This window comes from Haloarcula sp. DT43 (assembly GCF_037078405.1).
Taxonomy (GTDB): Archaea; Halobacteriota; Halobacteria; order Halobacteriales; family Haloarculaceae; genus Haloarcula; species Haloarcula brevis.
This window is the reverse complement of the sequence record NZ_JAYMGZ010000002.1, coordinates 520,093-532,001: the sequence shown is the minus strand read 5'-3', so window position 1 is coordinate 532,001 and position 11,909 is coordinate 520,093. Positions and strand designations below refer to the sequence as shown.

Here is an 11,909-nt window from a genome sequence, read left to right as displayed (position 1 = left end):
TCGGTCCTGAGTGGCAGAGACGCAAAAGGACAGCGCCGAGGCGGCGGAAGGGAGCGTTTTTTGGCCCCCGGTCCCGGACACCTCGACAATGACCGAGTACGACTACGAGGAGCTGGGGCTGGTCGCCGGCCTTGAGATTCACCAGCAACTCGATACCGCGACGAAACTGTTCTGTGACTGTCCGACGACGACCCGCGAACCCGAGGAGTCCGGACGCTCCTTTACCCGCTATCTCCACCCGACCAAGAGCGAACTGGGCGAAATCGACGAGGCCGCCCTGGAGGAGAGCATGGTCGACCGGGAGTTCGAGTACCTGGCCTACGACACCACCTGCCTCGTCGAGGAGGACGACGAGCCGCCCCACCGCGTCGACCGCGAGGCGACGGAGACGGCGCTCGAAATCGCCCAGCTACTGGACATGAACGTCGTCGACCAGGTGAACGTCATGCGAAAAATCGTCGTCGACGGCTCGAACACGACGGGGTTCCAGCGGTCGATGCTGGTCGCCAACGACGGCGAAATCGAGACCAGCGACGGCCCGGTCGGCGTCGAGGACATGCTCCTGGAGGAGGAGTCCTGCCAGCGCGTCGAAGAGACCGACGACGGCGTGCGCTTCTCGCTCGACCGCCTGGGCATCCCGCTGGTCGAAATCGGGACCAAGCCCGACATCAGTTCGCCCGAGCAGGCCCGCGAGGCCGCCGAGCGCATCGGGATGCTCCTCCGTTCGACCGGGAAGGTCAAGCGCGGCCTCGGGACCATCCGCCAGGACGTGAACGTCTCCATCGCCGAGGGCGCGCGCATCGAACTGAAGGGCGTCCAGAGCCTCGACGACATCGACGACCTGGTCCGCAACGAGGTCCGCCGGCAGGTCGAACTGCTGGACATCGCCGCGGAACTCGGCGAGCGCGAGGCCAGCGTCGGCGAGCCACGGGACGTGACCGACGTGTTCGCGGACACGGACTCGGGAGTCATCGCCGGCGCGCTCGACAGCGGCGGGCGGGTGCAGGCCCTCCGGCTGGAGGGCTTCGACGGCCTCGTCGGCCGCGAGATTCAGCCCGACCGCCGACTCGGCACGGAGCTCTCGGACCACGCCAAGCGCCACGGCGCGGGCGGCATCTTCCACACCGACGAACTGCCGGCCTATGGCGTCACCGAAGCGGAGGTCGAGGCCCTGCGGGACGCCGTCGACGCGGGTCCCGAGGACGCCGTCGCCATCGTCGCCGACGACCCCGAAACCGCCGAACTCGCCATCGACGCCGTCGCCGAGCGCGCGGAGACGGCCCTCGACGGCGTCCCGGAGGAGACCCGTGACGCCAACGAGGACGCCACCTCGCGGTACCTCCGCCCACTCCCGGGCGCGGCGCGGATGTACCCCGAGACGGACGTGCCGCCGGTCGAGCCGGACGTGACCGAAGTGGAGACGCCGGAACTGCTCACCGAGAAGGTCGACCGGTACGAGAGCGAGTTCGGCCTCGGCTCGGGGCTCGCGGAACAGGTCGCCTACGGCCAGCGGTGGCCACTGTTCGAGGCGCTGGTCGAGGGCGAGGGCGTCGACCCGACGCTGGCCGCCGGCACGCTCGAGTCGACGCTGACCGAACTCCGCCGCGACGACGTCCCCGTCGGGAACCTCACCGACGAGCACCTTCGAGCGGCGGTTCTCCTGGTCGACGGCGGCGACGTGCCCCGCGAGGGCATCGAGGACCTGCTGACGGCACTGGCCGAGGACCCGTCGCTCTCGGCCGAGGCGGCGGTCGAGCAGGAGGACCTCGGCGGCGTCGACGAGTCGGAGGTCAGGGAGGCCGTCGTCGAGGTCGTCGAGCGTCACGAGGACCAGGTCGAAGCGGAGGGGATGGGCGCGTTCTCGGCGCTGATGGGCGAGTGCATGGGCGCGCTCCGCGGTAAGGCCGACGGCGATACGGTGAGCGACGTGTTGCGCTCGGAGATACAGAAGCGGGCCTAGCTCCGGTCGGGGTACAGGGCGTCGACATCGACGGGCTCCCGTGACAGGCCGTCGCCGTTCGCGGACAGGTCGTAGTCGACCGTCAGTTCGAGCAGCGGGGCGAGCGCCGGCGCGTTCGGGCCGACGTCGACCGCGTCGTCGGCCTGGTCGTACCGGACGACGCCGGCATCGACCAGCCGCGGGACGTGGTTGTGATAGAGGGCCGTGTAAATCCTGAGGCGCTCGTCGCGGTACTGGTCGGCGGGCGTCCCGTACTCGATTTCGGTGACCGTGTCGGTGAGCACCGCGAGCGAGACCGGCGTCGTGTACTTCGAAAGCCCGTACAGGAGGTAGCGCCGGTACTGCGAGGAAAGGAGCGAGAGTCGGTCGTCCAGCGGGAGCGAGTCGGGGGTGTCAGTTTGTTCCGTGTTCATGTGTCTCGGGTGTGTTCAGGGGGTGTCGCCGGGCGGTTCGGACGCGGTCGCCGCCTGCCCGGGTGGTTCGCGTGCCGCGTGACGGGACCGATCCGAAGCGTCCCGGCGTTACTGTACCACGGTGTGTTCGCGCTCCGGTTCGTCTGTCGGGCGCGTGGCGTCCGCGAGGCGGTCCACCCGGTCAGTGACGCGGTGGGCGACCCCGTCGCGCGTACAGGGGGCGACGTGCTGGAGGTCGTCGTCGACGTACTCGGCGAGCGCGAGCGTCGGCAGGGTGATGACGCTGAGCGACTCGTCGGAGGCCACGTTCGTGACCGGGTGCCCCCAGTCGAAGGCGTCCAAGGAGGCGTCGGCATCGCGCGCCCACTTCCGGAACCTAGAGAGCCGCGCGAGCAGGCGTCGCCCCTCCGGAGTCCGCCGTGCGATGTCCGGCTCTATCCGGTTCCCCCAGATGAGTACCGACAGGTCCTCGATGGCACCCGCTTCTTCGAGCGCCTGTAGCCGGTCCAGCACGTAGTTCTGGTGGCGCGTTGCGCCCTCCGGGCACAGGGACCGGACGAACAGTTCGACGCGAACCGGAGTGGGAGTAGAGTCCATGGTGACGTGTGGGTATCTGTGCGTCGCTACAGCGGTCACCGCCCTAAGCACTCTCTCTAGGCCCCTAGAACGAGCGGCGGGGAACCGGAGAGGTGGCTGATATATCCGGGTCGAACAGTAATCGGTTAGTATCCGGACGTGTCGTGGCCCGCCCGCCAGCCCGAAGCCGTTAGTTCCCGACGAATTGGCAGCCACAGCGGCGAATACGCCGCACTCTCAGCTCTCCCGACACACCCACCGATTGTTGCCTTTCTAACTAGACTCGGGGCGTTAAGTGGCTCGCCGTCACACTGACTGTATGGCTCCGAGTAGCATGGATGGCCACGGCGTCCCGGCACTGTACGGGCCGGCCATCGACACGCTACCGTTCATGTTCGCAATCGTCGACGAGTCCGGGGTGATTCTCTCGACGAACGAGACGTGGGACGAGTTCGGTCGGGCGAACGGGACGGACCTGGCACCGGAGACGCTGGGCGCGAACTACCTCGACGTCGCCGCGGCGGCCGACGACGCGACCGGGCCCCAGGCGGCCGACGGAATCAGGGCGGTCCTCGACGGTGAGCGACCGACCTTCGAGCTCGAATACCCGTGTCACTCCCCGTCGACGAACCGATGGTTCCGGCTGTACGCCGCGGCGTTCACGCTCGACGGGGCGACGTATGCGTCGGTCACACACATCGACGTCACGGCCCGGAAAGAGCGGGAGGCGGCGCTCGAATCGGCGTACGCCATCTGTACCGACGCGAACCGGACGTTCGCGGAGCAACTCGACGCACTGCTGGCACACGGCTGTGAGACGCTGGGAACGCCGTTCGGGACGCTGTCCCGGGTCCACGGTGACGAGTACGTGTTCGAGGCGGTGGTGACGCCGCCGACCGCGGCCCTCGAAGCCGGCCGGACGGCGAGCATCGACGACCTGCCGAACTGCGGCCACGTCGTCGAGTACCGCGAGCCGCTCGCACTCAGCGACGTCGAGGCGGAAGCGCCGGCGCTGGCCGACCCGGCGTGGGGAATCGAGAACTACATCGGCGCGCCCGTCGTCGTCGACGGGGCCGTGTACGGGACGTTCTGCTTCTACGGGCTGGAACCGCGCGCGGCGGCGTACACGCAGTGGGACCTGACGTTCGTCCGCCTGCTCTCGGACTGGGTGGGGTACGAGCTCGAACGGCAGCGCCACGCGGAACAGCGCCACGCGCTGAACACCGCCCTGCCGGACCCCAGTTTCGTCATCGACGCGGAAGGGCGGTTCATCGACTGCCTGACGGACCCGGAGGCGATGGTCGAGGTAGACGATACGGACACGCTCGTCGGGCAGACGCTCCACGGGGCGCTGTCGGCGGACACCGCCGACTCGCTGCTCGCGACCGTCCGTGCGGCCCTCCGGACCGGGACGTTCCAGTCCGTGGAGTACAAACTGGGGGCTCCCGGCGGCGAGCGCTGGTTCGAGGCGCGGGTCGCGCCCCTGGAGCGTCGGGCGTACGACCTCGACACCGTCGTCTTCGTCGCCCGCGACATCACCGCCCACAAGGACCGGCAGGCGGAACTCGAACGCCAGCGCGACGAGCTCGAACAGGCACAGCGGCTCAACGTCCTGGGCCGGGAGATTGCGAAAGCGCTCCAGGACACACAGACCCGCGAGGGAATCGAATCCGAAGTGTGTACGCACCTCACCGACTCTGACCTGTACCGGGCCGTGTGGGTCGGGAGCCGGGAGAACGCGACGACGGTGACGCTGCGTACAGCAGCGGGAATCGAGGAGGCGACACAGGAGCGGCTTTCGGCCGCCGAGCACAGCCTCGCCGCGAACGCCATCACCACCGGCGAGGTGCAGGTCGTCGAGGACATCGCCGGCGCGGCGGCACAGTCGGACGGGCCGCTGGTCCCGGGCGCTTCGGCCGTCGCGGCAGTCCCACTCACGACCGGCGAGACCACCTACGGCGTACTGGTGGTGTACGCGCCGACCGGAGCCACAATCGGCTGTCGCGAGTCGGCCATCCTGGCCGACCTGGGCCGGCTCATCGCGCTCTCCGTCCAGCGCATCCACAGTCAGCAGTCGTTGCAGGCGGCGACAGCCGTCGAACTGGAGTTCCTGACGCCCGAGTCGGGCGGCGTCCTCGCCGACGTCTCCGCCGCGCTCGACTGCTCGTTCACGCTCGACCGACGCGTCCCGACCAGCGACGGGGACTGCCTCTACTACGTTCGGGTCAGCGGCGCGGACACCGACCGGGTGTGTCGGGCGCTCACCGAGACGCCGTCGGTCGCGTCCTGCGCCGTCGTCGAGCCGGCGGCGGACCGGGGGCCACTGCTCGAAGTCGCGCTCGACGAGGTGTCGGCGTCGCCCCTCGACGCGCTCGCGGACTACGGCGGTGCCGTGACGAAGGCCGTCGCGGCGGACGGCGACCTGCGATTCGCCGCGGAGATGGCACCAGACGTCGACGTCCGGGCCGTCGTCGAGACCGTCCGAGAGACGGCCCCCGGGACGGAACTGCGGAGCAAGCAGTACGTCGACCGACCGGTCTCGACGGCCACGGACTTCCAGACGCGGCTACGCGACCGGCTGACGCCGAAACAGGCCGCCGCGCTCAAGACCGCCTACGCGCGCGGGTACTACGACTGGCCGCGGAAGAGTTCCGCCGAGGAACTGGCCGAGACGCTCGACATCTCCGCGCCGACGCTACACTACCGGCTGCGGAAGGCCCACGACGCGGTCATCGGTGGGCTGTTCGATACGGCGACCGGGTTCGGGGACCCCGACTGAGTTCACTCGTCCCCGGCGCGGTCGATGCGCTGCCGGGCCCGCCGGAACAGCCCACGAAGCGTCTTCGCCTCCCGCCCGGTCGGTCCCGCACGGCCGAGCACCCGGCGGAACAGCCGCCGGGCCTTGTGCTGTTTCTCCTCGGGATGGCCGATAGCGTGCAGGAACCGGTCGAACTCCTCGTGCAGCCCCTCGACGGCCGGCTTCTCGGCGAGGGCGTGTAGCTCCTCGGGGTGCTGGGTCGCGTCGACGGTCAGCTCGCGGAGTTCGTAGAGCACGATGGTGGCCGCCTGTCCGAGGTTCAGGACGGGGTAGGATTCGCTCGCGGGGATAGAGCAGATGCGGTCCAGCCGGGCGAGTTCGTCGTTCGAGAGCCCGACCCGCTCGCGGCCGAAGACGACGCAGACGTCGCCCTCGACGCCCCGGAGCGAGTCGGCCAGGTCGGCCGGCGTCGTCGCCGGGTACCGGACGTGGTTGGCGGGGTCCTCGTTCGTCGTCGCCGTGCAGGCGACGGTGTGGTAGTTCTCGACGAGGTGGTCGAAGGTCACCGTCCGGGCGTTCGGGAGGATGTCCTCACGGGCCTGCCCGGCGAAGCCGTAGGCCTCGCCGTCGGGGTCGAGTTCCGGCGGGTCGACGAGCAACAGCTCCGACAGGCCGAAGTTCTTCATCGACCGGGCGATGGTGCCGACGTTGCCCGGCGTCTCCGCGTCGACGACGGCGACCGAAATCATACGTCCAGGTCGCTGAGGTCTATGTCGAGCGCGTCGAGGTCCTCCTGGTCCATCTGCTCGACTTCCTCCTCCAGGCCCGGAATCGCCTCGTCCCTGTCGGGGGCCTCCGGCAGGGCCGTCGGGTCCTCCTCGACGTGTTCGAGGCCGACGTACCCGTCTGGGGCGCGGTTCCCGTCGGCGAACCACTCGTGAAACGCCGAAGCGAGGTCCGTCTCGCCGGCGTAGGCCTCGCCGCCGTCCTCGCGGAACCAGTAGATGAAGTCCGTCTCGTGGTCCGAACAGAGGACCACCTCGCCCATCGGCTCCCCGTAGATGGCGTCGGCGACGTTGCACTGCTCGATGTCCGCGTCGCCGTGAATCAGCCAGCAGGCGTCACAGGGGTCGACCACCCGCTCTGCGAGCACCAGCAGCCGCTGCCGTGTCTCCGGCTCCAGCGTCTTGAGCGGCTGGACCCGCCCGTCGGGTCCGAGCACGTCCTCGTCGAAGCGCCAGCCCCGGAGCCCGATGTTGACCTTGCTCATACGTGGGCGTGAGGGACTCCCGGACTAAAAGAGCGCGATGTGGCGGTCGGACGACGCCGACCCTTCGCTCCGTCGTCGTCCCGGAGCGCGAGACGGGCGTGGCGGGCGTTTCCATCTGGCAGCCGTCCGAAATATAGACAGTTCTAGCGGAATTTAACATGATTATTCCAGCGCACGCCCGTAATGGGGGTCCGAATCGGGCAAAACTGCCGGGACCGCCCAAACATTTATACGTGATTGGCTTTTCTCCGTAAAAGAACACATGGAACGGCCGACGCGCCAGCGGGAGTCTGACCAGGAGGAACGCGAGGAGGAGTCCGAGAACACGGGCCAGCAGACCTGCCCCGAGTGTGAGTCGGAGTCCATATCCAGCGACGGCGGCGGTGAACTCGTCTGTGAGGACTGTGGCCTCGTCATCGAGGACGAGAACATCGACCGCGGGCCGGAGTGGCGGGCGTTCAACCACTCCGAGCGCCAGTCCAAGTCACGCGTCGGAGCCCCCACGACCCAGACGATGCACGACAAGGGGCTGACCACACAGATAGACTGGAAGGACAAGGACGCCTACGGTCGGTCGCTCTCCTCCGAGAAGCGGAGCCAGATGCACCGACTGCGGAAGTGGCAGGAGCGCATCCGGACCAAGGACGCCGGCGAGCGGAACCTGCAGTTCGCGCTGTCGGAAATCGACCGCATGGCCAGCGCACTCGGCGTCCCCCGCTCGGTCCGGGAGGTCGCCTCGGTCATCTACCGGCGCGCGCTCAACGAGGACCTCATCCGCGGACGCTCCATCGAGGGCGTCGCTACCGCCTGCCTGTACGCGGCCTGTCGACAGGAGGGCATCCCCCGGAGCCTCGAAGAAGTCTCGGACGTCTCCCGGGTCGAACAGAAGGAAATCGGGCGGACGTATCGGTACGTCGCCCAGGAACTCGAACTGAAGATGGAGCCGGTCGACCCCAAGCAGTACGTCCCCCGGTTCGCCTCGGAGTTGGAACTCTCCGAAGAGGTCCAGTCGAAGGCCAACGAGATAATCGACACCACCGCCGAGCAGGGCCTGCTCTCGGGCAAGTCGCCCACGGGGTACGCCGCCGCAGCCATCTACGCCGCCTCGCTGCTGTGCAACGAGAAGAAGACCCAGCGCGAGGTCGCCGACGTGGCCCAGGTGACGGAGGTCACCATCCGGAACCGGTACCAGGAACAGATCGAAGCGATGGGCATCCACTGACCGGTCGTCCCTGCCTGGCGTAGCAGCGATTTCTTCCCGTTTTCCGGCCGTACTGCCACTCAGACCCACCGATGTGAGCGAGTGGCGCGTAGAGCTATCTGTCCGGCCATCGATACTGTACGTATGCCCGTCTCCCCCTCGCAGAAACGGCTCGCACGTCTGGTCATCGGCCTCGTGATTCTGTTCGCGCCGGCGCTGTTCGTCGTCGCCACCCTTGAGTTTCTCATCCTGACGGGCGACCTCGCGCTCAGCGACATCTCGCTGGTCGAGTTCCTCGAACTGTACCTCATCGACCTGGTGTTGTTCGTCGCGCTCGGCTACGGCGTCTACCGGCTGACGTTCTGGCTCGTCGAGACCCGACTCCCCGACGCCCTCGATACCGCCGACGAGTCCGAGACGAGCGATACGGCCGGCGACGCGGAGACGGGCGGCAGCGAGGACCGGGCCTGAGCGGACGCTACCGCTGCCGTGCACGAGTCGCTCGAAAAGACAGGGTCGCTCTATGTCCGCGGCTCACAGCTCCGCCGTTCGCCGTAGTCGAGGGCCGCTCCCTGCGGTCACGCCCCTCGCTTAGTCCCCTGCCACTGGCGTCGCCTCGTCAGTGGCCTCCCCGACCGAACCGAGGTCCATCATCGCCAGCAGGGCGATGAGGCCGAAGCCGACCTTCGTGACCACGTCGAGGTAGACGACCACGAGCGACGCCGTCTCCACGTCCAGCAGCCCCAGACCCGGCACACCGAGCAGCCACACGACCGGGTACACCATCCAGAGGACGACGACGAAGTTCCGGAGCGTGCGGTACAGGCTCATCTCGATGTCCGACAGGGTCGACGCCGCGGCCCCCGCGATGTTCCGGTAGAGGAGGTAGATGACACCGAGGAACAGCGTCGCACCGACCGCGAACAGGGCGTAGCTGACCGGCGACGGCGAGACCGCACCGGCGAACCCGAAGACGATAGTCAGCGCCTGCAGGACGACGAGTGTCACCGTGTCCCGTCGGTTCGCCCCGGCCAGCAGCGCCAGGAACAGGACGTTGAGCGGGGTCGTCAGCAGCCAGTCGGCGTAGCGAACTGCGTACACCACGTGCCCGTCCGTCTGTATCGCGCCGAAACCCAGCGTCATCAGGGCGTAGGCGACGATGGCGATGCCCGGAATCGCTATCAGCAGCAGGTACCGCTTTCGCGTCTCTTCGGGGACGAGCGTGTAGCCGTACGCCAGCACCGCCGTCCCGAGCAGTTCGCCGAGTAGTCCCAGCGTGAACCAGGTCGTTATCGTTGCCATTGTCAGTCGTCCCCCACCGCGGCCGTGCCGTCGACACCCGCGCCGGCGGAGCTCTCGACGGTAAAGCGGTCCAGTAGCGATTCGAGGTCGTCAGCCCGCTGTCGGAGTTCCGTCGCGGACTCCGACACTTCGTCGATAGAGGCGGACTGGTCCTGTGCCGCGCCGGCCACGGTGTCGGCCTCCGTCGCCGTCTGCTGGCTGATGGTCGTCAGGTCGTCGATTGTCCCCATCACGTCCTGTGCGGTCCGGGCCTGTTCCTCGGTCGCCCGGTCGATTTCCTGGATGCCGGTGTCGACCTCCTCCGTGTACTCGACGATGGTCTCCAGCGCGTCGACGGTCTCCTCGACCGTGGCGACGCCTTCGGTGATTCGGGTGCTGGTCGACTCCATCGTCTCGACCGTGTCGCCCGCCTGCTCCTGGATGGCCTCGATGCGCTGTTCGATGTCGGCGGCGGCCTCCTTGGTCTCCTCCGCGAGGCCCTTGATTTCGTCGGCGACGACGGCGAACCCGTCCCCGTCCCCGTCGGCGTGGGCGGCCTCGATGGAGGCGTTCAGGGCGAGCATGTTCGTCTGTTCGACGATGCTGGTGATTACGCCGACGATTTCGCCGATTTCGTCGAGTTCGTCGTCGAGGGCGTTTATCTCCTCGACGGTCTCGCCGGTCTCCTCCTCGATGGCGCTCATTTCCGCGATGGCCTCCTGTGCGGCCTCGCGGCCGTCCTCGCCGACGTCCGCGGCCGACTGGGAGGTGTCGGCGACCTGCTGAGCCGAGGAGGCGACCTGCTGGGCGGTCGCCGAGAGGTTCTGCATCTCCGCGGCCGCCGATTCGAGCCCCTCGTTTTGCTCGGTCGTCCCCTCGAAAATCTCGTTGATGGACTTCGACACCTGCTTGCTGGCCTGGTCGACCCGCTCCGCGTTCGAGTTGACGCGGTCGCTGGACTGGATGACGTTCGCCGCGAACGCCTTCATGTCCGCGATGGTGTCTTCCAGCGCGTCCAGCGTCGTGTTGATGTCCTCGCCGACCTCGGCCATCGCCTCGTTCATGCTGTCCGTGTCCACCCGCGCGGTGAGGTCGCCGTCGGCGGCGGCCTCCAGCGCGTCGCTGTACTGCTGGGCCTTGAGTTCGAGGTGGCCCGTCAGTGCCTCCATCTCGTTGCGTTCGGCCTCGACTTCCTCGCGGGCGGCCTGTGCCTGCTCTTTCGCCTCCTCGGCCTCCTGGCGGGCGGTTTCGGCCTCGGAAATTTGCGTTCGGAGGTTCGTCCGCATGTTGTCGAAGGCCGCATACAGCGTGCCGAACTCGTCTTCCCGAGACGTGTCGAGGTCGACGTCGAGGTCACCGTCCGCTATCGCCTCCGCCTTCACGGAGAGGCGGCGGAGCGACGCGATAGTGTTGCCGCCGATAGTGACACCGATGAGCCCGAGGTTGACGACGGCAAGCAGGATGAGCCCGATGAGGTCGGAGTTTATCTGGTCGCTCAGAGCGTAGGCGGCCGACGGGTCGGAGTGGACCATGACGACCCAGCCGTGTGATTCGAGGCGGCTCATCCCCATCAGCATGCTATCGGTCTCGTGGAACGCGCTCTGTCCGGGTTCGAGCGTGCCCAGGGGGTCCGACTCCATCTGCGAAATCGGTGCCGTCGACCCTATCATCGAGGCGTTGGGGTGCGAGACGAACTCGCCGTCGGTGCTGACGACGGTGGTGAACGACCCCTCACGCTGGTCGGATATCTGGTCGGCCTTCTGGCTGAGGTCGATCATGTACACGAGCGCCCGGTCCTCATCGCCGGGAACCGGCGAGACGACAGCGATTATCGGGTGGTCGACGACCGACACCGAAAACGGCTCGGTCACGTGCGTGTCATCGGGGTCGTCGAACTGCGGCGGGTCGGTGGCGAAGGGCGCGCCCTGGTCGGCGGCGTCGACACCGATGAACTCCCGGTTCGAACTGGCGCGTATCTCGTTGGTCTCGGTGTCGAAGTAGTGGACCGCCACCACCCCGGGCGGTAGTTCCTCGTTGGTCCGTAGCTGCTCCAGGCGCTGCTGTTTCTCCGTGTCTGTCCCCTCAGTGAACACGGGGAGGCGCGACGTCGACCGGACGTCCCGCCGCGACGTGGTCAGCCAGTCGTCTAACTGTGCGGCATGTGTCTCCGACAGCGCCGTGATGTCGTCCGCGACATCTTCCTCCAGTGTCGCGGACGCCTGGACGCTCGTCAGGACACCGACGGCGATAATGACGAGTATCGCCAACGAAAGCGCCACTCCGAGTCTGGCAGCGTAACTGCCAGCAATAACACTCGGAAGCGGCGAGTCCCTTTCTGATTCCATCACTCAGTGCTACGGAAACATGCTAATAAAGGGTTGTTGCGCAATTTTCACGTGTGATAAGCGCTGTGGCCGACTGTGGTACCGGAGCGCTGGAACCCCGAAACG

The 11,909-nt window shown here is 67.6% G+C and carries 10 protein-coding genes; 4 read left to right on the top strand and 6 right to left on the bottom strand.

Annotated elements, in window-relative coordinates; genetic code table 11:
• Nucleotides 1-88: 88 nt before the first annotated feature.
• Complete coding sequence (gatE, locus tag VI123_RS10060; RefSeq protein ID WP_336337920.1) at nt 89-1,960, top strand: Glu-tRNA(Gln) amidotransferase subunit GatE; 1,872 nt, start codon at nt 89-91, stop codon at nt 1,958-1,960.
• Here the strand turns inward: gatE and VI123_RS10055 are convergent.
• Entirely contained in the window at nt 1,957-2,373 is a 417-nt protein-coding gene (locus VI123_RS10055; RefSeq protein WP_336337919.1) for a DUF7344 domain-containing protein, read from the bottom strand. The genes gatE and VI123_RS10055 overlap by 4 nt on opposite strands.
• Nucleotides 2,374-2,481: 108 nt before the next feature.
• Nucleotides 2,482-2,970: an HTH domain-containing protein gene (locus VI123_RS10050; protein WP_336337918.1), complete on the bottom strand. Its 489-nt coding sequence runs from the start codon at nt 2,968-2,970 to the stop codon at nt 2,482-2,484.
• Nucleotides 2,971-3,268: 298 nt separating this feature from the next.
• Here VI123_RS10050 and VI123_RS10045 point away from each other — a divergent pair, with 298 nt between their 5' ends.
• On the top strand, nt 3,269-5,728 hold the full coding sequence (locus tag VI123_RS10045) for a bacterio-opsin activator domain-containing protein (protein WP_336337917.1): 2,460 nt from the start codon (nt 3,269-3,271) through the stop codon (nt 5,726-5,728).
• A gap of 2 nt (nt 5,729-5,730) precedes the next feature.
• Here VI123_RS10045 and VI123_RS10040 read toward each other — a convergent pair whose 3' ends face one another.
• Nucleotides 5,731-6,456 carry an RNA methyltransferase gene (locus VI123_RS10040; protein ID WP_336337916.1) on the bottom strand — a complete coding sequence of 242 codons (726 nt, stop codon included), beginning with the start codon at nt 6,454-6,456 and terminating at the stop codon, nt 5,731-5,733.
• Nucleotides 6,453-6,977, bottom strand: coding sequence for a hypothetical protein (locus VI123_RS10035; RefSeq protein WP_336337915.1), 525 nt, complete (start codon nt 6,975-6,977; stop codon nt 6,453-6,455). The genes VI123_RS10040 and VI123_RS10035 overlap by 4 nt, the downstream gene beginning before the upstream one ends.
• Before the next feature lie 262 nt (nt 6,978-7,239).
• On the opposite strand from VI123_RS10035, the gene VI123_RS10030 reads away from it, so the two are divergent.
• The gene (locus VI123_RS10030; protein ID WP_336337914.1) at nt 7,240-8,199 is read left to right on the top strand and encodes a transcription initiation factor IIB; all 960 of its coding nucleotides are present in this window, start codon (nt 7,240-7,242) and stop codon (nt 8,197-8,199) included.
• A 123-nt stretch (nt 8,200-8,322) separates the two neighbouring features.
• Nucleotides 8,323-8,649 carry a hypothetical protein gene (locus VI123_RS10025; protein ID WP_336337913.1) on the top strand — a complete coding sequence of 109 codons (327 nt, stop codon included), beginning with the start codon at nt 8,323-8,325 and terminating at the stop codon, nt 8,647-8,649.
• A gap of 120 nt (nt 8,650-8,769) precedes the next feature.
• On the opposite strand, the gene sop2 is transcribed toward VI123_RS10025, so the two are convergent.
• Complete coding sequence (sop2, locus tag VI123_RS10020) at nt 8,770-9,480, bottom strand: sensory rhodopsin II (protein WP_336337912.1); 711 nt, start codon at nt 9,478-9,480, stop codon at nt 8,770-8,772.
• A 2-nt stretch (nt 9,481-9,482) separates the two neighbouring features.
• On the bottom strand, nt 9,483-11,738 hold the full coding sequence (locus tag VI123_RS10015; protein WP_336338269.1) for a methyl-accepting chemotaxis protein: 2,256 nt from the start codon (nt 11,736-11,738) through the stop codon (nt 9,483-9,485).
• Nucleotides 11,739-11,909 lie beyond the last annotated feature (171 nt).